The organism is Salinispira pacifica (genome assembly GCF_000507245.1).
Taxonomy (GTDB): domain Bacteria; phylum Spirochaetota; class Spirochaetia; order DSM-27196; family Salinispiraceae; genus Salinispira; species Salinispira pacifica.
The window spans coordinates 611,385-634,001 of sequence record NC_023035.1; the positions used below are offsets into that span (position 1 = coordinate 611,385).

Here is a 22,617-nt window from a genome sequence, read left to right on the forward strand (position 1 = left end):
AGGCCGGGATGGGCATACGGATCAATGCCGATTATTGAAACCAGAGCGCAACGGGCCGCAGATCGGGTTTATATACCATCAGCAAAAATACGACCAGCAGGGGAATAACTCCCCCCAGAGATATCCACAGCCGCAGCTTCAACAGGTTCATCACATGTTCCGGCAGGTCGGGGTCTTGAGGATCTGACTGTTCCAGCCGTTTTTTTAATGTGTATTGGGTGGGAATATCGCTGGCAATCCATACCACACCGGAAAACAGAAACAATACTAATGACAGAGAGAGCCATCCGATCTCCCACATATTGCCTTTCAGCACACTGAGCATAATACCGCTGATGACCGAGAGTATGATGAGTACCGTGGAAATTCGGGCATCCAGCCAGGAAACTGTACGGTAGGTGTGCAATATGATTTCTCTTTTGCGGGTTGTAAGACTTCTGATTTCCCATACCATCCCGATGACGGCATTGGCAAAAAACAGGGTGGCGGCAGCGATGTGGACAAACAGAATGTGGCGGTACATGGAGGGTCTGTACAAGAAGGATTGCAGCCCTTGGGGAAAGAGAAGGGCTGCGGTAATCATGATGGCCATAAGGATGAGAAGGGACAGCAGAATTGTTTTGGTGTTCACTATGCCTCCGGGGAATCGTCTGAGGGCTGTATTACTCCAGCCTGTCGTAAAAGAATTGGCTTGGTACTTCTGCATTTTCAGAGGCCCGGAATTCCACCTGTATTTCATCACCGGATACTCTGGCAGTGAAGGGGTTTTTAAATGCATTTCCCGCTGAATCGTAGACGGAGTACGTTACTGAGTTATCTGTATTCACCCGCCATTCGCCGGTGAAGGAGCCTTGAGTGCCGGCGGACCATCCGGTGATGCTGAAATCGGAGTGGAATTGGATTTGATCATCCGCCGGTCCGGGCCGGTAATGCCATACTCCCACTATCGGATGGACTTCTTTTTCCGCGCTTTTTTCGGGGTTACAGCCGGAAGCCAGTCCGGCCAGGATGAAGATACAGGTTAACAGCAATAGTTTGGAAGCAATTTTCACAGGAACCTCTTACATGAATGTTTTCTACGCCTGAATACTGCAAGGCAATAGGGTATCAGTTTTCCGAATGTGAATATTACCACGATATCTGCATTTCCTCCAGATGTTTGGGGGGATGTGTGGTTGAAGGGACCGGATTTCGCTGGGCGGAGCTGGGTGGTGTGGTGAACAGTTGGTGATTTTAGATGCTGTGGAACCGTGGATTGGCGCGGGTGTTCACAGATGAGGGATTTTTGAAGAGTGCGGAATAGAATAAAATATCCACTGATTTCATGTGTAAATTACCTGGGATTCGCTGTTAATAGAGCTCGGGATTCTACAACGGGGAGCGATGACCGGCTTTCCTGGGAGTCTCATCACCGAGACGTTTCAATCCGCGCTCCCGCACGGGGAGCGATGGTGGGGCGTGATTTTGGAATCAACACTGACATGGTTTCAATCCGCGCTCCCGCACGGGGAGCGATTTTCGATGTTAGTGACGCGGTTGCGGAATCAATGGTTTCAATCCGCGCTCCCGCACGGGGAGCGATTCCTGCTCAGAAAGAGTGTTAAGGAATGATTCAAGTTTCAATCCGCGCTCCCGCACGGGGAGCGATAAGTGCTGCCGTCAGCTTTGCAATCTGATCATCGTTTCAATCCGCGCTCCCGCACGGGGAGCGATTTTTATCAGCATCGCAATAATGAGGCTCTTACCCGTTTCAATCCGCGCTCCCGCACGGGGAGCGATATTGTGCAGATCAAAAAAATCAGGATTGACGGAGGTTTCAATCCGCGCTCCCGCACGGGGAGCGATATCAGCTTCGAAGATGTAACCCCGGCGAGTGCTTGGTTTCAATCCGCGCTCCCGCACGGGGAGCGATTTTAACTGTCAAGTATTTTGTCAAAGAAAGTTAAGTTTCAATCCGCGCTCCCGCACGGGGAGCGATGCAACAAGGTCCCAGTTTGTGCCGCTTGCCAGTTCAGTTTCAATCCGCGCTCCCGCACGGGGAGCGATGGCCTTGGCTGAGAGTTGGCCGACAAAAACAGTCGTTTCAATCCGCGCTCCCGCACGGGGAGCGATAGTAAACCGGGTATACGGCTCACTGTCAGCCGGTGTTTCAATCCGCGCTCCCGCACGGGGAGCGATTTATTTGGACTTTCAACAAAATACACACAACGCCATGTTTCAATCCGCGCTCCCGCACGGGGAGCGATCCCAAGCACGGACCGTAGAGAAAGAGACGACTTAAGTTTCAATCCGCGCTCCCGCACGGGGAGCGATCGGATGTACCGGACGACTGGAAACTACAGCTATGGTTTCAATCCGCGCTCCCGCACGGGGAGCGATTGAGCCGCTTACAAGCATCGTCGCTGATTCAGCTGTTTCAATCCGCGCTCCCGCACGGGGAGCGATAGGATACAAAACGGCATTTGGACTGGTGGCTCCATGTTTCAATCCGCGCTCCCGCACGGGGAGCGATTTACGATGCTGAGCTTGAAAATATCCGAAAAATAGTTTCAATCCGCGCTCCCGCACGGGGAGCGATACAGGCTGGCGTGCCTTACCAGACGCGCACCTTTGTTTCAATCCGCGCTCCCGCACGGGGAGCGATTCGATCAATAATGGCGTGTGCAATTGTCACAAAGGTTTCAATCCGCGCTCCCGCACGGGGAGCGATGGCTACATTCAGGAATACGACCAGATAAACTCCCGTTTCAATCCGCGCTCCCGCACGGGGAGCGATGCTTGAGCCACGATACTACCAAACTCAAGCACATGTTTCAATCCGCGCTCCCGCACGGGGAGCGATTAGAAAAAGTTATATCATGGGCCTTACAGGTTGACGTTTCAATCCGCGCTCCCGCACGGGGAGCGATGTGGCCATTGTGGGTTTCCGCATACATTATAGCGGTTTCAATCCGCGCTCCCGCACGGGGAGCGATTCATGAGAGATAACAGGCCGATTGCTGCGTATATGTTTCAATCCGCGCTCCCGCACGGGGAGCGATCAGTTCTGTCAATGCTGGATTATAGTTGTAATTATGTTTCAATCCGCGCTCCCGCACGGGGAGCGATTTATGGGTCACTTGATTATATAGTCGCGATCCGTGTTTCAATCCGCGCTCCCGCACGGGGAGCGATCTGGCGCCCTGGGCGCATATTTCGACAACAGTCAGTTTCAATCCGCGCTCCCGCACGGGGAGCGATCCGCAAGAAGTACAGGACGAACAACAGCCCGATCTGTTTCAATCCGCGCTCCCGCACGGGGAGCGATTACAGCCATCTGAATTGATATGAGCATTTAACCTGTTTCAATCCGCGCTCCCGCACGGGGAGCGATGCCTGCCACTCGGTCCATCTTGCCCCTGTGCGCTGTTTCAATCCGCGCTCCCGCACGGGGAGCGATCGACGAACCGAACGGAGCCTGACTGTATAAATTAGTTTCAATCCGCGCTCCCGCACGGGGAGCGATGATTCGGTAGCTACAATTACAGCATCGCCGATGGTGAGTTTCAATCCGCGCTCCCGCACGGGGAGCGATAACTTTCATGAGCTCAGAAAAAGCAATGAGAAAGTTTCAATCCGCGCTCCCGCACGGGGAGCGATTTCCATTGCCTGGATGATAGCGTATGCAATCGAAGTTTCAATCCGCGCTCCCGCACGGGGAGCGATAGACCCCATTATATATCATTATGGTATAATATGTTAGTGGCATTATATCGCGAACCTATTTTTCTGGTGTTGCCTGGAACTATAGATTCCTTCTCTTTTCTGTCAAAGATCTTTATAATGCAAGGAAATATTCTATGCGCGAAAGGTTCGGGATTTTCTGAATGATTGGCGTTCGCAAAAGAGGATTTAAATAATAAGTGGGTCATCAACATCAAATGATGCCTTTGCTCCGATATGCTCTACCCGTTTTCGATAGTTTTTTCCCAGATAATAATATCGAAGGCTATCCAACTCTACATCGATAATACCTTCGAGAGTATTTTTAAGCCGAGCCCATTGTCCAGGATCTATGACACATTCAAACACAGAGTATTGTACACGCTGTCCGAAATTTGTACATTCTTTCGCAATTTTTCTTAACCTTCGTTTTCCTCCCGGACTGGTTACTGCAACATCATAACTGATTAGCACCATCATAATACTTACCTCCAAAAAAACGGTGGGTATCCTTCTATATCTCCTCTGATACAACGCGCGAGCAGATTTGCTTGAACAAAAAACAAGAGGCCGATCGGAATTGATTCTTTAATATATGGATGGTAAATTTCAGTCTGTTTTCTATTTTGGTACTCAGCTAACAATGTTTTTCGAGCATCATCGCTCATTGTAATTGCTCCGTTTTCTGCTCTTCTGAAATCTTTTTTATCGAGCTGGCGCCGGTTTATTAGCGACAGAACTAGTCGGTCCGCTATTACTGGCCTCAATTCTTCCATCAGGTCAAGTGCAAGGCCCGGCCTTCCTGGTCTATCTCTATGAAGAAATCCCACAGATGGATCAAGACCTACTGTCTCTAATGCCGATCTCATATCATGCGCAAGCAATGTATACGTGAATGACAGCAGTGCGTTCACTTCGTCAAGCGGAGGACGTCTACTTCTTTCGTGAAACTGGAAGTCCCCCTTCTGTTCAATGATGAGGTGATTAAAAATACTGAAATAAGCAGCTGCAGCAGCACCTTCGATTCCCCTGGTTTCTTCAGTGGTCGATATTTCTTCTAACTGTTTAAGGCACTGCGATAGCTGTGTGGCTGCGTTTTTAAGCAAAACGGAATTCACTTTGCTTTTATGATCTCTCAGGGTTCTCAGAATAACTATCCGGCTGTTTGCGATTTTTGCAGCAACAAAATTGGTTGCATATTTTTGGGTTATTTCTTCATTATCAGCCTGTCTATACTGTGCTCGACGCAAAAGCACATTTCCTCGAACCGGACCATGAACAGATGCCAGAAAACGCCCAAATTCAGTCAGAAAAGAAATACTGATATCTTTTTCAGTGCAAAACCCGAGTAAAAAAGGGGAGCATAATACATTACCAAAAGCTACGATTCCGCCAACTGTGTGAATTGGTAATTGCAGAACTTTTCTGGATTCTTGCTCAACAACTATGGTCTCCCCCTCCTTTCTCAGATAACTTCCTTGAGTTCTAACATAGAGAGTATTAAGCAGTTTCCTCAATCAAGATCCTCCTGCAGATTTTTGCGAATATGGTTCTGCATGTATCTTCTGACATGGTTCCCGTTCACATGCATGGTATGCGGCATGCAAATATCAAGCAGAGAGCACCGGTCGCACTTCTTTTTGTCATACACAGCAGGTGGCGTCTGGCCTGATTCAAAGATATTTCTGGTATGATCAATGGTTGCGATCGTTTCTGCTCTGAGCTCAGTATCAAAGGAAATTGATGTACGGCGATGCTCCTGCAGATAATAAATCTGCCCTTCGGGCACAGTCACGCTGAACATCTCCTGAAGACATAGTGCCTGTGCGCATAGCTGAACCAAATCATAGTTGTCCGGCTTTTTCCTTCCACGTTTGAATTCTACTGGCTTAACCGACTCGTAGTTTTTTGTTGTTGTTTTAACGAACTCGACTAGATCTGCTTTTCCAATAAGTCCATACTGTAAGGAACGCAAAGCAAGGCCGTATTCTGTACGATTAGTACGTCTGGACTCATTGTGTACAATATCAACCCGCTCATGAAGTATATTTCCTTCAATTGTATATCTGTTTTCTGCCCATACCTGCTCAATGTGGATGAGAGCATACTGCCGTTCACAAAACAGAACATGTTGAAGGGCGGAAATTGGTATCAGGTCTGTTTCAGAATACATAGTTTCCTCAATAGAGCCGGGGTGGATGAACCCCGGCTTATGGATTTAAATAAAAGAGTGTAGTTTTACACCTTCAGGGAGTGCTTGCTCATCGATTTGTATCTGATAATCAGCGAAAGACCTTGCTGGTGTATCAGAGTCTCCGTTTGCACGGGTAACCTCTATTCGATCGAATAATGTGTGTGCGGGGGCATTCCCGAGAGCAGAGTCATGTTCAAATACATATAATCCCCTTGCAGTCATTAGACCTCGGGCTGCTGAACGGTCATGCTCGAACATATTAATCAAGGATTCCCAGAACAGCTTTAGATCATCTTCGGTAAATCCGGTTTGTTCAGCCAAATGAGCAGATACGAATCCATGGGTTCGGTACAGACCGTAGGGAATTGTGTACTTTCGTCCCATAGTCCGATTATCACCCTTCTGCTTTTTGGCTTCTTCTTCCGTTGCTACAGCCATTCTAGTGATACTATGTTCCAGGGTAACAACCGGTTCAATAGAGCGCCCAAACACGAGTTGAATAGGACCTCGAACTTGCCCGCAATTATTAGTTTTTAGACTCATCACTGCACCGAATGTCCGTATGTCGAAAAAATTCCTGCACATATATTCCCGGCCCTTAACGATTTTTACACTTTTATCGCTCGCCGCTTTTACAGATTCATCCTCATATGCTTCACCCTGAGTTCTACTCAGCACCGCTTTTTCTTTCACGTAGATATCATGTGGCTTCTGATTTCCTTTTACAATCTGTACGTAGTTTCTAATCTTCCGTTTCAGACAGACATCGGTCACAAGCCCCATACCGGTTTCCGCATCAATTCGAGGCAGATTTCCTGCATCGGGATCTCCGTTTGGATTACCATCTTGGACATCAAACAGATAGGTGAAGTCATACCTTCGATTTACCGTATTACTCATTGTTTTCTCCTTCTGATACATTGTTTTTCTTGAAAAAGTCTTGTCGCTGGTGGTAGTAGCCAATTGCAAAGCGAGCCTGATCTTCAATATTCATATGTGCAGGAATCGAAGTAGGCAGTTCTCCCATGATCTCGGCAAGCCGCTTTTCATGAACAGTTTTGAATGCAGGGTTATCAATCTTTGCAAGATGATAGTTTTTTAACTTCAATAGCTGTGGGAATGCGGTAACCGGATTTGAGCTTGCTGAAGAATAGTACCGTTCCCGTATTGTTGAGTTGATCGATCGGCCTCCGCTTGCATCCTCCTGAATCTTTTCCAGAGCTGCAAATAAACGACCTAGTCGGTAACCGACATTGGTATTTTCTTTGTCTAATGCCACTTTTATCTCCTTTTTGAGGTTGTTATGAGATTTCCTTTCTTTCCGATTAAGATAAGCTTTTAGCAATGCTGCTCGAATATGATAGATTTTCTGCTCTGCCCGAATGCGACGAATACACTGGTGTAACATGGGTACAGGATACGGCTGGTTATTCAAGACTGAACGCATCATATTTCCGGCAAGGTTTGGCGGAACATTATCCGATTTCCAATCAAGTACCGTGGATTTTAAAAGATATGACAATGATGGTTTTGGTTCATCCACTCTTGCTCCTTCTATTTCCAGATCCATGAGATGTTGTCGGATGTTATTCGCAAATTCTTCCACCGTTGCTTCGTGCCAAAACCTGACCGAAATTCTTGCTGCATTTGGGGCTAACCCAAGGATGTAGAACTTTGAACTTTTCTCTTCAGGGGGAATTCCTGTCAGTACGGAATAGAAGGTGTTGCTAAGCTTTTCAATATCCTTATCTGGGTTATCGCGTTCCTTTTTCGGAGTGGTAAAGAATGAAGGGAAATGTTTCTCAAAATTTGATTCACTCTTTTGAGCCCAGAATACTACCGAAGTATCACCAATCTGTAGACGGTTTCGGGAACCTTTTGCAAGCAAAAGGTTGAGTGCTGTTGTGTAGGCAAATGTGACAGTTTTACTGATAGGCGCATTAAAATTCTGCTCCTTACAATACGAGTCATACCCTCTTTGCTTCTGGAATGAGACAAGTGCTGCACCTGCTTTTTGTGCACCATAAACACCTTTAATAGCTGGGTGAATACGGTTAATTAAACCCTTTTCACCGGTTACCATACATCTGCCAAACTTAAATTCATCCGAGGATGCAGTTTTCAGTTCTTTTAAGTCGCTCATTAGGCTCTCAGTAATAGAACTTCCCGCTTCTCCTTGAAGCTTGAACGTGAGATTCGGATTGGTTTCGTAAATTTCATCCCATACTGAATCTGCATGATTTTTACCATAATTCTCAGCTTCAAATGTGTTCAGAAAATTCATGACAGCTTTCACCTGCGGTTTATCAGCAATTGAACTGAGCATTTCGGATTGCTTTTCTATGAAAGCATGGTGCCGCTCTTGGACATTATTTCTCTGTTTTGATGTGATACCTAAAACGTACTCTGCAGAATCCCATAATAAATTTGCTTTAATCCCGGAAGTTTTTTTCTCACCTTGCGGTACTAAAAATGGTTTTCCATTGTTTTTTCCCCCTCCTGTCTCCCTTGTATCTTCAAAACGAACCAAATTTCCTTGCTTATCCAGTACAATTAAAAATGGTATCTGTTTTCTTTCAAAGCCTTCAGGAGGGATGTTACTGTTTGGATCGTCAGCCTTTCGTTGATAGTATTCGTATAACGCTTGAATGATCACAGATAAACCTCCCCACTATCCCAATCGGGGACTTCAATCACACCATTCTTCATTAATGGCCGATAAAACGCAGGCCGTATTTCCTGATCTTCGTCATCGGGTTTTGGAAATTGCATATCATAGAGCATAAACCCCAGATCAGAATCTTCATGAATAGGTTGTTTTTCGCGCTCTCCTTTTTCATGATCAATTAATGCAAACCTGCAGCTGTATTCCCTGCAGCCGAGGTAGGGCTGGTTGAAGCATTGTCCTTTGCCTGCACGTCTTTCGAACATTGCATTGTACTTCGCAGGATTTTCGTCCTTCCGTGGTTCGCCCTTTTCTGGATGGAAGCGCAGTTCGGCATACAGGCGGTATGCAACGTCGCGTAGAATCAGTCCGGCTCGCTGTTGTCGGACATCTTCGATATACACACCATCTGTTCGAGTGATATAGGCACCCACTTCGTTCCGCCGGATTGAAGTCCACCTGATGGGTTTGAGAACCTCAATTTTTTTCACCTGCCACGAAACCGAAGGTTTCCAGAGAATAGCTTCAAATATTCCTCTAGCAGCAGAGGGAGTAATAACATCGTAGCTTACTCGCTCAACTTTCATTTCCGGTCGGGTAAAACATGCATAGTCTCCTTCTACTTCCAGGCAAAAGGTTTTGTAATAGTGTTCCAACCGTACCTCCTTTGTTACGTCATGTAATCCTGCACAGAAAGCTCAGGACCATCCATATTCAGGCCATATACTTCACTGTATAGGTTTGTAGCACTTTGAACGTATAAGCCGTCCATGCCTTTAACCGGACGTATAAAATTATTTAATTCTAACTTTCTTGAAACCGGCAGCGGAACGGAAACAGAATATCTTTGTAGTTTCCTAAGAATTGTACGATTCGGACCGAGGAATTCTAATTTTTCTACCAATTTCTCGCCGTCTTGATACCATACTACTATTGGTCTTTGTTCGGAATTATCAATGAGGCAAAATTTCTCTGCTGCGGATCGAAACTGAAATTGAAAGTTTCGTGTACGTTCACCTGCAAGTAATGCCATGATCCCTTTTTCGTCAAAACTATTTAACTTTGAGTAAAACTCAGTGAAATACTTTCGAAACACTTCTGGATCTAACCGTTCCACTAATTCTGGACAGGCTTGCAAAATATCCTGTCCTGCATATTGTCCTTTTCTCAGCAGACCAGGAGGGGCATCTCGTTCGGGTTGAAAAATATAGGTTGTCCCAAGATGCGGTAATTTGCCTTCTCGATTACATCGTCCAGCGGCTTGTGCTATGGAATCGAATCCGGAAACTGCTCTGAATACGACTGGAAAATCTATATCAACTCCTGCTTCCACCAACTGTGTACTGACGACGCGAAGAGGAGAGTTCGCTTTCAATTTGTCTTTTATTGTGCGAATGACCACAGATCTATGTTGTGGGCACATTAGTGCAGATAGATGAATGGTACCATTGGGTAGTAGATCAAACAGCTGTTTGCAATCACGCCTGGAATTTACAATAGTCAAGACTTGATCAAATTCATCCATAGCTTCAGCAACTTCTGGCCAACTAGTTTTTTCAAGACCATCCTTCATGATCTTGATTCGAACGCGCTGAAGTTGTCTGCTTAATTCCTCTGGTTTTTTAATAATCTCTGTTACATCTGCAGAATTGAAACCATGCAACACCTCGCTTCCAGCATCAATATTTTCTGATAGAACGGGTTGGGTTGCAGTGGAAAGCACAATTGAGCAGTTAAACATCTTGATCAGCCCACGCATGCTGGAGATAATTGGCTGAAGATATTGAGGAGGTATCATTTGAGCTTCATCCAGAAGGATGACCGAATTAGCAATATTATGTAACTTTCGTGACGCTGAAGTTCGTGCAGCAAACAGAGACTCAAACAGTTGTACATTTGTTGTGACAATAATTGGAGCTTCCCAGTTCTCACTAGCGAGCTTTGATCTATTGGTTTCAGTATCCGGATTCAAATTTGAATGATGCTCGATGACGACCCCGTTGCCGAATACTTTGCGATACTGCTCAGCTGTTTGTTCAATGATACTTGTATATGGAATTGCGACAATCACTCTGTCCATCTTGTGAGTTACCGCATGATCGAGTGCGAAGGTCATTCCAGAAAGAGTTTTGCCTCCTCCGGTGGGAACTGTAAGGGTAAAGATTCCTGGCTTCTCATTTGCTCGTTCCCTGCACTGTGATAATACAGATTTTCGAATTTGGTTTACGGTTGTTTCCTCAGCAGATTCTGATAGCTGATACATATAGATATCAAGATTTTGTTTAAGTTTCGTGAGACTAAGCGCATAGTTGCCCCGTTGATTTGCAGAATCGGGACTCATGTATGCTTCGGTATCAAGAAAATCAGCATCAACTAAGCATGAGAAGAGCATTCGAATCCATAAATGCAGGTTCTCTTCCATAAGCGTATCTGCTTCCTGATTTTGCACAAGATTGCATGGCATTGAACTTGGCAATTCTGTATTAATAAACTCATCGGGTATTGGTGACTGCAAGGCTTTATCCAGGTGGTGTTCTTCAGTCCAACGACCGGATAGCGCTCCACCTATATTTGGAGAATGATCCCAATCAGGCAAACCTGCGTGGTGTCCGGCGATGATATATCCAAGAATCTTTGCAAAATTCTCACCTTCTTTTCCAAATTTTCTTTTTGCTAAAAGAGCCCCGACAATCGAATGGTCGACACGTCCAGCGCCACCCTCAGTATTTATTTCATTCATGTAGCCTGATACCTTTCGGATGTACTGTTGAAAGTCAGGTTTGTATTTTCCAAGATCATGCCATAATCCTGCGATTTTTGCCCAATCTTGATTCCCGAATCTGCTTGCAAATTTAGCCGCTTTTTCAGCAACATCCACAAGATGCTCATGAAGTTCATGGGGAGGAGCCCAATTCCCAGAGTTGTCCTGTTTTACATGTGCTACAAAATCCATATTCATTAACGCCCTCTTTTGCTAAATCAACAGTGTCAGTTTATTTCTATCCAGTTTCACCTACCGAAACTCCTCTACAATTTTTTATTCTTTTCATACATCTGAGCCATCTTGCTGCAATCTTCCATATGCTTTTGACGCAGCCATTCGGGTTCTAATACTTGAACATCCGGTCCCCAACCACGAATCCAGGGATACATTTCTCGGGGTTCGGCAATGTATGCGTAAAACATCAGGCTTCCGTCCGCTTCTGTGGAAATGGTCATGCTCGGGTGCCATTGCGTTTCGGCAACACGATGAGCAACGCTTTTTGAAAATAAAAGTTGAACATGCTGAGGAGCGCTTTCGCTGCTCCAAATACCCCAGGCTTGCCGAAAACGCTTTCTTATTGATTCCAAGGGGATGCGGTTCTTAATATTTGGCTCTGGTTGCATCAGCTCAACGTTTTCGATCCGTTCAACTTTTATTGTGCGGAATTGTTCATCCTGATTAGATATATCCCATGAAAGCAGGTGTACGGCTCTACCTTCATGATGAGGTTCAAGTGATATGGGAAACAGAATAAATTCCTGAGTGGTCTGTTTTCGGGCAGAGAAATGGCGGATCTTCATGGGACGGGATTCACTCATCGCACGGCCGGTTTGTTCAATAATTTTACGGTAATGGGAGAAATCGATGGGGCTTGAGAAATTATCGATATCCTCGGCTGTGAACAGAATCTGATCGGCCAGAGAGTCGCTTACCCGCCGCTGGGCGTCTGCAAGTTTACGTAGAGCGGAGGATGCATGAGGGAAGGGGAATTTCATCACCCGTGAGAACAAGCGGGTTGACAAATGAAGAGCTTCCAGCTCGTACATGCTCAGTCTTACATTGTGCAAATACTGTGACGGGTCCATCCGGAGCCGCCGTGAATCATCTTCATATATATAACCGCCAGTGCTTAATGATTGAATATCTCTGTGGATGGTTGCTTTACTTACCCCAAAAATCTTTGCCAGCTCGCTTTGGGTTTTACCTCGTTCCGAATGGAGCAATAGCCGCTCAATTTGCAAGAGTCTCTCAGCTTTATTATGGGCGGAAGTAAACCGCGTTGTCTCATTAGACATATCTTATATATTCGGTCGTTTCGGTTTCAAACTCAATAATAGATATAAGTTAGATAACAGAATAAAGATGTGAATATCATGAATACTATGCTTTGAAGCGGATCTCCGGGATTTAATCCCCGGCTCCCGGAAAAACCACCAAATTGACACACAAAATCCCTCCCCCATTCGTCATAGTTTGTGAAGGATATGAAACCGAATAGCGAAGCGCTACAGAATGAGCCCCGGGCAAGGCTGGAATCGGCATACCGGGCTGAGAAGCCCCGGCTGATGGCCCGCTTGAGAAAGGCGGGAAAGAGCATCGAGGAAGCCGAGGATCTCATCCATGAGGTGTACGCCGAGACCCTTGAGCGGCTGCCGCTGATTCATGAGATCCGCAATCTGCCGGCCTGGATCAATTCATTGTTCACCCGGCGGCTCATTGATCTGTGGCGAAGGGATAACCTGAAACAGCGGAAGGGCGAGACCGATGTCTCCGAAGAAACGATCCGTGAGGTGATTACCGAAGCGGGCTTTAACCCGCTGGACAGTTATGTGTACGCCGAACTTGTGGATGCCCTGAACACCGCCATTTCGGTGCTGCCGGGATCCCAGAAAAAGGTAATAGAGCTTCATGTATTCGGGGGCAAAACCTTCAGAGAAATCGCTGAGCTCAGCGGAGAGAGTATCGACACAATCAGTGCACGCAAGCGTTACGCTGTTAAGAATCTGGCAAGGGCTTTGCCGTGATTCCAATCTCAACCCTACGAAAAGATCAGAAAACGATACTGAAAGCTTTGGGACCTCCATTTGAAAAATACTATTTCTTGTTCTGAGATGTCCGGAATGTGGGTAGTTAGATATTGCTAACAGTCAATGGAGGCGTGCCATGACCCTTGCGAATGCATCAGCCAATTCAACATATATCATTTCCTCGGTGCAACCTGCGGAAGCGGGTATGAAAGATTTCCTTTTCACCCTCGGGTGCTATCCCGGTGAAAAAGTGACGGTGATTTCCCGCCTTTCAGGCAATCATATCATCAATGTCAAAAACGCCCGATACAGCCTGGACGACCGGCTTGCCGCGGCAATCCATATTACGTCCGAATCCGCCAAGTCAGCACTCGACTCTGCGCTCAAAGTCGGCTAAGCGACTTCTGTAATCCAGTGAGTTAGCCGGGGCAACTCGATTTTTGTCGAGGGAAGTCCGGATAAACCAGAACCAATTCAGTACCAGAGGAGACTGCTATGAAAATAGCATTGACCGGTAATCCGAACTGTGGAAAAACCACTTTGTTCAATGCAATCCCCGGTAGTATACCTTCTCTCCCACGGTCCGCTTCATGGTTTCATAGGCCCGGCGCTGCAGGCGCTCCAGATCCGCCGGGTCGGTCAATGAGAGCAGTTCTTTAATTTCTGCGCGGCTTAATGTGGTCCTATCCCTGCTCATAAATAGAGGTCCCGTTTTCCCCTGCAAGTCTCTGCATACATGGGCTTGAATTTCCCCTGGTATTGAGAAAGCTCCTGACCGATGGAAGACAGCTCGCGGCGAATCAGCGCCTCCCATTTCTGCCGGATGTCATCGCATGCGAAATCGTCCAACCACTCCCGGAAGGTGATGACCGCATTGAGCTTGCAAAACTCCGCCTCATGGCATCCCCTGAACAGCTTCATGATCCGCTCTCCGGTTCGACCGATGCGGTAGCCTGCGGTGCGAAAACTCGTAATGTGACCACGGTCTGCCAATTCGCCAATGAGCTCCTCCAGGCTTCTGGTGTCTGCCAGCTCGAACTGCTGCTTCGACACATCCCGCTTGGCATCATTAATTTCGCTGTATGCCCCGAGACCGATTCGGGTGGACGCATCCATTTGGGTGATCCCGGATTCCAGGGCCGAATTTCTGATATGAGCCGGTTCCCTGGCGGTAATGATCATCCCATTGTAGGGAATGGCAAGGCGGATGATGCTGATGATTTTCAAAAACCTTCAACCCCAACCCAGTATTTCAGATTGTTCATAAACGGGGCATTGTCCGCCGTCTCCAGCCGGCGGAAACTGATTGTGTGAGGGCCGATTTTGTTGTACCGGTCCTCAAGTTCCCTGCTGTGATGAATCAGGCCCATCAGTTCAAAACGCCAGTCGTACAGGCCGAATAACGCTCCGATGCCCACATCGTCAATGCCGGCGTCCATAGCCCGGTGCATGGCATAAAGCCGCCAGAGATAGTTCCCTTTCAAACTTTCTGCGGGATGACCGCTTCATAGGTCTTTTGATGATAGGTCTCCTGAAAAACCTGATAGGTACCCACTCCTACCCGTTGAAGCCGGGTCAGTTTTTCAATATCCATTGGCACTGCATTCACATTGACCCGGCGGATACTCGCCTTGCCCTTACGGGTTGGCATTTCAACATTGTAGATCCCGTCTATGCTCCCTTCGATGTAGTCGATGTCCGACCGGGGATATTCTACGTACACTACAATGATGCGTTTGTGACCGAGATTTCCGGCTAAGGCCTCGGTTTCCCTCTTCACTTCATCCATTGAAAGGCTTCGTTGGGGCATGCGGTTGTTTTCATCCCGAAAGCCGCAATATTTGCAGGCATTTACACAATAATTCGACAGATACAAGGGGGCGAAAGTGACGATCCTGTTATCGTACACCTTGTTTTTGACCGTAAGCGCCGCATCGCGCATTTCTGCAAGGAGCTGCGGGTCTGAAACGCGAATAAGCGTCGCGGTTTCCTCAGGGGTGAGAGAGCTGATGCTTACGCTTTTGGCAAGAATTTCCCGTACCCTCCCGGGTTCAGGAGCAGCAGCATAATTAATTTGATGCCAGATCTGCTGCTCATCAATGAAGCTGGCGCCGTCGGGTCGCAGATATCTTGATATTTCGTCGGGCTTTATGACCAATGAAACCCCATTCCTTAACAGACATAGTTCCTCCTCAGAGGATATGGCAACGGAAAGAGTGAACGGAGGGGGCAGGGCCCGCTTGTGTGGTACGGTCTCCGCGTTGCTCAGTGCCATATCGTCCTTGCAAGCGTTGTGGTTTCGAATCCTCTTGCGATCGGCCTCTTGCGGATGATAGTTCGAATAAGCGGACAGCAATCAGATACGGCAAACGGTAGAGGGATTATAAGCGGGTGTCAATATTAAATAAATATATATCTATAACAATGGGGTAAAGAATTTTAATAAAAAACCTTGACATAGTTAATAAGACCTAATAAAGTTAGGTAAAGCTAACTTAAGGAGCGATTCATGGCCAGTCTGATGGTTACAGACTTCGCAGACACCCATCACTACGCAGCGATTTTGAACCATCCTTTTTATTCTCAAGAGGGAGGGGACATGAGCGCCGACCTTCAGATCTGCAACCACCACCTGTATGAGCTGAAGAAAGGCCTTCGGGACATGGTTCTGGTTACGATTCCGCGGGTTCATAGCGAACGGTTCTGTGCCCGCTTAGATCAAAAAGACATCCGCTACTTCGTACAGGACGTGAGCGATAGAAAAGTGAATATTTTCTTCGGCAGATCGGAGTGCATTACAATCGTTGAGTCATTCGGTGTTAAGCATCTTCATGAGCTTACTCCAGAACAGGATTTCATCCTGGGCATTATGCTCGGATACAATAGCATTAACCAGTACGAACGATTTCTCCAGCGCAAAAACGCCCGGGAGAAGTGAATACCTTTATTGTAATTGTAGCGGTTCGGATTGGACTGCAATGGGAGACAACATGAGCAAAGTGGCAATTATCTATGGCTCTACTACCGACAATACTGCAACTGTCGCTAAAGAGCTTTCTGGCAGGATCAGCGGGTCTGAGCTGTTCAACATCGCAGACGGCGTTCCCTCAAACATTCTCGATTTCGACCTTCTGATTCTCGGGGCATCCACCTGGGGACTCGGCGAATTGCAGGATGACTGGCAGGACAATATCGGCGACCTCGCCGGTTTGGATCTGGCCGGTAAAAAGGTCGCCTTTTTCGGGCTGGGAGACCAGGAAGGGTATCCCGATACCTTTTGTGATTCCGTCGGCCTCATAAAAGACGAACTTGCTTCCTCCGGCGCTGAATTCGTCGGTTCAATCGTAAAAGAAGGATACTCATTCGATGAGTCCCGCGCCGAGGAGAACGGTACGCTCCTTGGTCTTCTCATCGATGAGGATAACGAGTCGGCTATGACCGACGATCGCATAAGTCAATGGTTGGAGAGTATGTCGACTCTTCTTTCTTAGCCTCCTCCGGCATGGTTTTTGGTTTCTGGTACACGCCGCCCCGGTGACGCGGGGCGGTATCTTTGTGTCTTTAAAGATTGACACCTATAGTTAGTTAGGGTAAACTTGCCCCCGTTGTTAGTTAGATATTGCTAACAGTCAATGGAGGCGTGCCATGACCCTTGCGAATGCATCAGCCAATTCAACATATATCATTTCCTCGGTTCAACCTACTGAAGCGGGTATGAAAGATTTCCTTTTCACCCTCGGGTGCTATCCCGGTGAAAAAGTGACGGTGATTTCCCGCCTTTCAGGCAATCATATCATCAATGTCAAAAACGCCCGATACAGCCTGGACGACCGGCTTGCCGCGGCAATCCATATTACGTCCGAATCCGCCAAGTCAGCACTCGACTCTGCGCTCAAAGTCGGCTAAGCGACTTTTGTTATCCAGTGAGTTAGCCGGGGGCAACTCGATTTTGTCGAGGGAAGTCCGGATAAACCAGAACCAATTCAGTACCAAAGGAGACTGCTATGAAAATAGCATTGACCGGTAATCCGAACTGTGGAAAAACCACTTTGTTCAATGCAATCACCGGAAAAGTGGAGCATGTGGGCAATTGGCCCGGTGTTACCGTTGAGAAAAAAGAGGGTCCGGTAAAAGATGATCTGAACCCGGCGTCTATTCCCATGACGGTGGTTGACCTCCCCGGGGCTTACTCATTGTCCCCCTACACCAGCGAGGAATCCATCACCAGTGAGTTTGTTCGCAATGAGTCCCCCGACGTGATCATCAACATCGTCGATGCTACCAACCTCAACCGGAGCCTTTTTTTCACCACCCAGTTGCTCGAAATTGGCATCCCCGTGGTCGTGGCACTGAACAAGAGCGATCTGAGTGCGAAACAGGGCATCATAATCGATACCCAGCTCCTCAGCGACGCGCTGAACTGTCCGGTCATCGAAACCGTTGCTACCCATAGCAGGGAAAACGGCCTGGGGGATATCGTCGAAGCCGTCGCGATGGTTAAAAAGGAAGTCAAGAAGCAAAGATCTGTTTCTATCCGCGGATCAAGAAGCGCTGACAGTAAAGAAAAAATGGAAGCGGTGGATGAACGCCGATTCGACTTCGTCAACGACCTGGTAGAGCAGGCGGAACGGCGGAAAATCGATTCCACTAAACAGACCGCCCAGGACAAATTCGATCGGATCGTCGCTCACAAGTGGCTGGGCCTGCCGATTTTCGCCGGCGTTATTTACCTGGTGTTTTCGGTATCCCAGACCTGGGTAGGGCCCTGGCTTGCCGATCTCCTCGTGGGCTGGATCGAAGGCTTTTACGGCTTTGTCGAAGGACTTATGGGCGAAGCGGTCAATCCGCTTCTCAGCGCTTTGCTCCTCGACGGGATAATCGGCGGGGTAGGGGCGGTCGTCGGATTCCTGCCCCTGATCATGGTGCTCTTCTTCATGCTCGCGCTGCTTGAGGATTCGGGGTACATGAGCCGAGTGGCGGTTATCATGGATCGCTTTTTCAAACGCATCGGCCTATCCGGAAAGTCCATCATCCCGATGATCGTCTCCACCGGTTGCGCCATACCGGGTATCATGGCGACCCGTACGATCAAGAACGAGCGGCAACGGCGTACCACCGCCATGCTGTCCCCGTTCATGCCCTGCGGAGCCAAGCTTCCCATCATCGCGCTCTTCGCCGGCGTATTCTTCGGCGACCAGGCCTGGGTCGGCACCTCCATGTATTTCCTGGCGATCTTCGTCATCGTATTCAGCGGACTGATAATCAGGAAAATCACCGGGGACACTTCTCAGTCCTATTTCATAATGGAGCTTCCGGAGTACCGGCTACCGAGCATCAAGCGCGCGACGGTTTCCATGCTCTTCCGCGCGAAGGCGTTTATCGTGAAAGCGGGAACCATCATTCTCATCTGCAACGCCGTTGTACACATCCTTCAGACATTCACATGGGATTTGAGCGTCGTCGCCGAAGGCATGGCCGATACCAGCATCCTCGCCGGTCTCGCATCGCCGATGGCATTCCTTTTCATCCCCCTTGGCTTCGGGATCTGGCAGTTTGCCGCCGCGGCGATCACCGGATTCATTGCCAAAGAGAACGTCGTCGGTACCCTGGCGGTAACGTTCGCTATTACCAACTTCATCGATGTTGAGGAGCTTGCATTGGTTGGCGGCTCTGCGGAAGTATTGGGAGTTTTCGGCATCGGCGCGGTAGCCGCAATGTCCTACCTGGTATTCAACCTGTTCACGCCCCCTTGTTTCGCGGCCATCGGTTCGATGAACTCTGAAATGGAAGATCCGAAGTGGGTCTGGGGGGCAATCGGGTTCCAACTGGGTATGGGTTATGTCCTGGCCTTCCTGGTATACCAGATCGGCACCCTCATTACCGCAGGAACTTTCGGAACCGGGTTTTTGCCCGGTCTCATCGCTGTGGTCGCCATGGTAGGATTTGTCGGCTTCCTGATGCATCGCGGAAGCCGGAGCGTAAAGTTTGAGCTGACCGACGTTGCAGTAGGCAAATAGCATGAGCGTTGCCGACCTGATCGTCTTGGCGCTGATCGTCGCGATACTCGCACTTGCCAGTTTCAAGGTCATCCGCGATCGACGGCGGGCGAGGGCTATGGGTGGCGAAATGCTGCCCATATGCGTAGGCTGCCCCATCGCAACCCAGTGCGAAAGCAAAGGGGGCAGCTGCTCCACCGGGCATCGACAGCGATCGGTGTCATCGAGCTGTTCCTGTCACTAACCTCCGCACAACGAAATGTAAAATACGGCACGAAAAACAAAAAACCGTGGAGGCATAAACCCCCACGGTTTCTTTTATCTTGACCACGCACCTGTCGGTTTTGGAATAGCTTTGGCCTCAGGACTCCCGGTTCTTTTATCATCTTCTTTACGTTTTTGCACTTTTTTGAATCTAATGCGTTGAATCAAATACGGAACGTATATGGCCAGATAGATGAAAAGCCTGATCGCCGCCGCGATGCCGTAGACCAGCCTTTCGGGACTGAATAAATTCGGAAGCCCGAGGCCAGAAAATAACATTAACTCAAGAAAGGTGATCGCTTAAAATTGGTAGGCCTTTTTCTGAATCGTGCGCCATTTTTTTGCTCCCAGCTTCTTTTTGGGGGCGGGGAATGATGTGTATCCCAAAACAACCAGCAGGTAGACATTGTAAAGCAGCAGGAATATCACCGGGAAATAAAGCTGGCCGCTAATTCCCTGTTTCGGGAAGTCCGCAGTCGGTAAATATGATCAGCGGCGTAAAACAGCGCTTGCGCAAGTGAAATAAAAACCCCCACTATGGACAATTCGGTTCTCACTGCGAGAGCCTTCCTTTTCCATGTTTGATTCGGGATGTAACTAGCCCACATTACGAATGACCAGATCGATATCCCGAGATATCCCCCAGTGATCATTCCATAGGGAAACATCCACCACGAATCATAGAAAGCCCTGAGTGAAAGATACTCTACTGATTCCCATGCTGCCGGGGAGTTATTGTACAGCATACCGATTGGACCGATTCTCACCCGGTAGTAAATCATCCCGGCCAAAGCCATTGTAGATAATATCGCCGATACGATATACACGAGAGTTCTGTGCTTTTTCAGCGCCGGTCCGAACTTGAATACCATTAAGGCCACGAGGGCCAACGCGGCAAACAGCTCAATTGAAGAATTAATGTTTTTACTCCTATATGCTTATTACATCCATTACAACAAGTGAAATGTATGCTGACGTGGATTGTAAGGTGTCTGAGGTTTGAATTTTTCATTGCGCGGTTTCGTTGTTCAACATTTCGCTATCTCATTTACGGGGTTATTGATTCATTTTAATCATTTCACGTTGGAAACTTGTGACGCCGGAATTCGGTAATAACACTAGTCGTTTCGAATTGCCCCGGCATTGGTTTTTGACTCCCTTGACCGCGCTGTGGCTGACGCAATCGAGGGCGCAGACTACAATGTCCGCGCCGGCAACCATGGATTTCAGCACATGAAGCGATTGCTCCTTACCGCCGTCATGGTATGCGAAACAGCCATTATAGGACTCAATAAACCGGCGGCAGTGTGGAACCATCGACATCTTTCCGCCCACCAGCAAAACGGATTTCGCATCCAAATTGCATGAATCCCGAAATTCACATTCTTGAGGACAGTCGATATTTGGAGCTGGCCACTCGTCGGAACGTTCGCTTTCCATCGAAAACGTACTCTGATTATTGCCGACTTGGGCGATTCTCAATACTTTGATCTCTTCGCGAAGCCGCTGATTCTGGGCATTCAACATCTCCACTGCCTTAACCAGCTTTTCATTTTCTCTTGTCGTCAGTACCGGGTCTGATTTTTCGAGTGACGCTATTTCAGAGCAGTGTAGTACGACCTGTCTTTTGAGTTCGTTCTGCTTCTTTTTGGCTATGCGTAATGCCGATTCAAGCTGACGAAGCTTTGTCGTCGTTTTATCCAGCTCTAGTCTAGTACGGACCGAATCTTCTTCAATAACGTGTATTTGATGATGCAACCGCTCAACTTCCTTCCGTCTCTCTTGCTCCTCCCGGGCGGACTCATGGCCCTGCATGTGGACCATGCCGAAGACTCTGGTCAGTATCTCATTGCCCGCATGACCATGGGTAAACAGCGCCCAGTATGCACCACTGATTGAGCCGGAGGCAAAACGCTCATCCCAGTATGCATCAAGATCCGCCTTGGAGCTGAGCTTAGATACGGCATAGACTTCCCGACTGTACAGACGGTCCAGATATGCGGCTGTGCGGTTTCGAAAGCGCTCGTTGCGACGCAAGCTTGCAACTGCAACCTCATGGACGACATAATCCGGTTGATCTTTCACCGGGGCATCAGTTTCTTCCAGAAGCAGATGGCGGACCTGGTCACAGGTAAAACAGGTCCCGACAATCGAGCAATACAAATCCGAATCGATTTGCGACATTTTTCGTCTCTTCGCCTTCATTTTTTTCCCTCCGCAGATTATCAATGCGAAAAGTCTTCCATTTTTATCCTCTCAGCGCTGACACCGGCAGCAATCAGCATCGAGCTGAGGTCTGAGACGAACTCATGGGGTCCGCTGATGTAGTAACGCTTCTGGAGGCTGTCGCTCTCTGCCAGGGATTCAATAGTTTGTGGAACATCCTTCCGGTCGATATACCTGGCGGAAATTCCGCTCTCCAGTTGGCCATGGTACAAGTAATTCTTTCCCACATGGACAAACTCGTAGGATGGAGGGGAAGAGGGGATTTCGGCCTTGCGTCGCTCGATTTCCAATATCAGGGATCTGATCGGAGTCACGCCGATCCCACCGGCGATAAACACCGCATGATGGGATCTATCGAGTCCGGAGAGGGTAAATGCTCCCTTCGTCTTAAAGAGCTCGATAACCGCTCCCGGCTTGACTTTTCGGAATGCCTCCTTGAACTCACTTGAGGAGGAAAGGTCCATGCTGAAAACCAAAGGCTGACCGGGGAGCGATGCAAATGACAAATGCCGTATATATTGTTTCGCAAATGGCGAGCCGGGGGCTTTTACATGGGTATATTGGCCCGGGATAAATCGAACTTCATCGCGGGCCGATAACGGTGATAGGTAATAGGTAAAGCACTGGCCGAATTCGTTCTCAATTGAATCGATCCGCTGCTGATACATTCGCACCGGAGGCAGGCCGAATAAACGTCTAACAGAGCGACTTATAAGCTTGAGAATCTTTTTCAGAAGGGTAGACATACGCGATCCTTGTTTACCATGCAAAACACCGTT

Annotated in this window: 22 protein-coding genes and 1 CRISPR repeat array; of the genes, 6 read left to right on the forward strand and 16 right to left on the reverse strand. The window is 48.0% G+C overall.

What is annotated here, in order from left to right:
* Positions 1 to 31 precede the first annotated feature (31 nt).
* From L21SP2_RS02660 to L21SP2_RS02705, 10 genes are all read right to left on the reverse strand, one after another.
* Positions 32 to 631 (reverse strand): DUF2269 family protein, encoded by a 600-nt coding sequence (locus L21SP2_RS02660; protein ID WP_024266922.1) that lies wholly within the window; start codon positions 629 to 631, stop codon positions 32 to 34.
* Positions 632 to 662: 31 nt separating this feature from the next.
* Positions 663 to 1,052 carry a hypothetical protein gene (locus tag L21SP2_RS18495; protein ID WP_041401056.1) on the reverse strand — a complete coding sequence of 130 codons (390 nt, stop codon included), beginning with the start codon at positions 1,050 to 1,052 and terminating at the stop codon, positions 663 to 665.
* Between the two features lie 366 nt (positions 1,053 to 1,418).
* Positions 1,419 to 3,705: direct repeats of the CRISPR family, unit length 32 nt; unit sequence GTTTCAATCCGCGCTCCCGCACGGGGAGCGAT.
* A 186-nt stretch (positions 3,706 to 3,891) separates the two neighbouring features.
* The gene (gene cas2, locus L21SP2_RS02670; RefSeq protein ID WP_024266929.1) at positions 3,892 to 4,182 is read right to left on the reverse strand and encodes a CRISPR-associated endonuclease Cas2; all 291 of its coding nucleotides are present in this window, start codon (positions 4,180 to 4,182) and stop codon (positions 3,892 to 3,894) included.
* A gap of 5 nt (positions 4,183 to 4,187) precedes the next feature.
* A complete protein-coding gene (gene cas1c, locus L21SP2_RS02675; protein ID WP_024266930.1) occupies positions 4,188 to 5,219 on the reverse strand; it encodes a type I-C CRISPR-associated endonuclease Cas1c in 1,032 nt (343 codons plus the stop codon).
* Entirely contained in the window at positions 5,216 to 5,875 is a 660-nt protein-coding gene (gene cas4, locus L21SP2_RS02680) for a CRISPR-associated protein Cas4 (protein WP_041401058.1), read from the reverse strand. The genes cas1c and cas4 overlap by 4 nt, the downstream gene beginning before the upstream one ends.
* A 45-nt stretch (positions 5,876 to 5,920) precedes the next feature.
* Positions 5,921 to 6,796, reverse strand: coding sequence for a type I-C CRISPR-associated protein Cas7/Csd2 (gene cas7c / locus L21SP2_RS02685; RefSeq protein ID WP_024266933.1), 876 nt, complete (start codon positions 6,794 to 6,796; stop codon positions 5,921 to 5,923).
* On the reverse strand, positions 6,789 to 8,552 hold the full coding sequence (gene cas8c, locus L21SP2_RS02690; RefSeq protein ID WP_024266934.1) for a type I-C CRISPR-associated protein Cas8c/Csd1: 1,764 nt from the start codon (positions 8,550 to 8,552) through the stop codon (positions 6,789 to 6,791). The genes cas7c and cas8c overlap by 8 nt, the downstream gene beginning before the upstream one ends.
* Positions 8,549 to 9,217 (reverse strand): type I-C CRISPR-associated protein Cas5c, encoded by a 669-nt coding sequence (gene cas5c, locus L21SP2_RS02695; RefSeq protein ID WP_024266935.1) that lies wholly within the window; start codon positions 9,215 to 9,217, stop codon positions 8,549 to 8,551. The genes cas8c and cas5c overlap by 4 nt, the downstream gene beginning before the upstream one ends.
* 14 nt (positions 9,218 to 9,231) lie before the next feature.
* Positions 9,232 to 11,520, reverse strand: coding sequence for a CRISPR-associated helicase/endonuclease Cas3 (locus tag L21SP2_RS02700; protein ID WP_024266936.1), 2,289 nt, complete (start codon positions 11,518 to 11,520; stop codon positions 9,232 to 9,234).
* 68 nt (positions 11,521 to 11,588) lie between these two features.
* Positions 11,589 to 12,620, reverse strand: a complete 1,032-nt coding sequence (locus L21SP2_RS02705) for a helix-turn-helix transcriptional regulator (RefSeq protein ID WP_024266937.1) — start codon at positions 12,618 to 12,620, stop codon at positions 11,589 to 11,591.
* A 189-nt stretch (positions 12,621 to 12,809) separates the two neighbouring features.
* Here L21SP2_RS02705 and L21SP2_RS16760 point away from each other — a divergent pair, with 189 nt between their 5' ends.
* Together L21SP2_RS16760 and L21SP2_RS02715 are read left to right on the forward strand one after the other, a co-directional pair.
* On the forward strand, positions 12,810 to 13,349 hold the full coding sequence (locus L21SP2_RS16760; RefSeq protein ID WP_024266938.1) for an RNA polymerase sigma factor: 540 nt from the start codon (positions 12,810 to 12,812) through the stop codon (positions 13,347 to 13,349).
* Positions 13,350 to 13,488: 139 nt separating this feature from the next.
* Positions 13,489 to 13,749: a FeoA family protein gene (locus L21SP2_RS02715; protein ID WP_024266939.1), complete on the forward strand. Its 261-nt coding sequence runs from the start codon at positions 13,489 to 13,491 to the stop codon at positions 13,747 to 13,749.
* Positions 13,750 to 13,896: 147 nt separating this feature from the next.
* On the opposite strand, the gene L21SP2_RS18785 is transcribed toward L21SP2_RS02715, so the two are convergent.
* Genes L21SP2_RS18785 through L21SP2_RS18270 form a run of 4 tightly spaced genes read right to left on the reverse strand, consistent with a single transcriptional unit; the run spans position 13,897 to position 15,510 of the window.
* Positions 13,897 to 14,049: a hypothetical protein gene (locus L21SP2_RS18785; RefSeq protein WP_024266940.1), complete on the reverse strand. Its 153-nt coding sequence runs from the start codon at positions 14,047 to 14,049 to the stop codon at positions 13,897 to 13,899.
* Positions 14,046 to 14,579, reverse strand: coding sequence for a hypothetical protein (locus tag L21SP2_RS18260; protein WP_144082902.1), 534 nt, complete (start codon positions 14,577 to 14,579; stop codon positions 14,046 to 14,048). The genes L21SP2_RS18785 and L21SP2_RS18260 overlap by 4 nt, the downstream gene beginning before the upstream one ends.
* Positions 14,576 to 14,836, reverse strand: a complete 261-nt coding sequence (locus L21SP2_RS18265) for a hypothetical protein (RefSeq protein ID WP_144082903.1) — start codon at positions 14,834 to 14,836, stop codon at positions 14,576 to 14,578. The genes L21SP2_RS18260 and L21SP2_RS18265 overlap by 4 nt, the downstream gene beginning before the upstream one ends.
* Complete coding sequence (locus L21SP2_RS18270) at positions 14,833 to 15,510, reverse strand: radical SAM protein (RefSeq protein WP_144082904.1); 678 nt, start codon at positions 15,508 to 15,510, stop codon at positions 14,833 to 14,835. Before L21SP2_RS18270 ends, L21SP2_RS18265 begins: the two co-directional genes overlap by 4 nt.
* 351 nt (positions 15,511 to 15,861) lie before the next feature.
* Here L21SP2_RS18270 and L21SP2_RS02725 point away from each other — a divergent pair, with 351 nt between their 5' ends.
* The 4 genes from L21SP2_RS02725 to feoB all read left to right on the forward strand — a co-directional run bounded on the left by L21SP2_RS02725 (position 15,862) and on the right by feoB (position 19,369).
* Positions 15,862 to 16,290, forward strand: a complete 429-nt coding sequence (locus L21SP2_RS02725) for a DUF2023 family protein (RefSeq protein ID WP_053335559.1) — start codon at positions 15,862 to 15,864, stop codon at positions 16,288 to 16,290.
* A gap of 52 nt (positions 16,291 to 16,342) precedes the next feature.
* Positions 16,343 to 16,843, forward strand: a complete 501-nt coding sequence (locus L21SP2_RS02730; protein WP_041401061.1) for a flavodoxin — start codon at positions 16,343 to 16,345, stop codon at positions 16,841 to 16,843.
* A 154-nt stretch (positions 16,844 to 16,997) separates the two neighbouring features.
* Positions 16,998 to 17,258: a FeoA family protein gene (locus L21SP2_RS02735; RefSeq protein WP_024266943.1), complete on the forward strand. Its 261-nt coding sequence runs from the start codon at positions 16,998 to 17,000 to the stop codon at positions 17,256 to 17,258.
* A 98-nt stretch (positions 17,259 to 17,356) separates the two neighbouring features.
* A complete protein-coding gene (feoB, locus tag L21SP2_RS02740; protein ID WP_024266944.1) occupies positions 17,357 to 19,369 on the forward strand; it encodes a ferrous iron transporter B in 2,013 nt (670 codons plus the stop codon).
* Between the two features lie 1,299 nt (positions 19,370 to 20,668).
* Here feoB and L21SP2_RS02755 read toward each other — a convergent pair.
* Both L21SP2_RS02755 and L21SP2_RS02760 read right to left on the reverse strand, forming a co-directional pair.
* On the reverse strand, positions 20,669 to 21,817 hold the full coding sequence (locus tag L21SP2_RS02755) for a DUF2325 domain-containing protein (protein ID WP_024266947.1): 1,149 nt from the start codon (positions 21,815 to 21,817) through the stop codon (positions 20,669 to 20,671).
* A 20-nt stretch (positions 21,818 to 21,837) separates the two neighbouring features.
* Positions 21,838 to 22,584, reverse strand: coding sequence for a ferredoxin--NADP reductase (locus tag L21SP2_RS02760; RefSeq protein ID WP_024266948.1), 747 nt, complete (start codon positions 22,582 to 22,584; stop codon positions 21,838 to 21,840).
* Between the last annotated feature and the right edge of the window lie 33 nt (positions 22,585 to 22,617).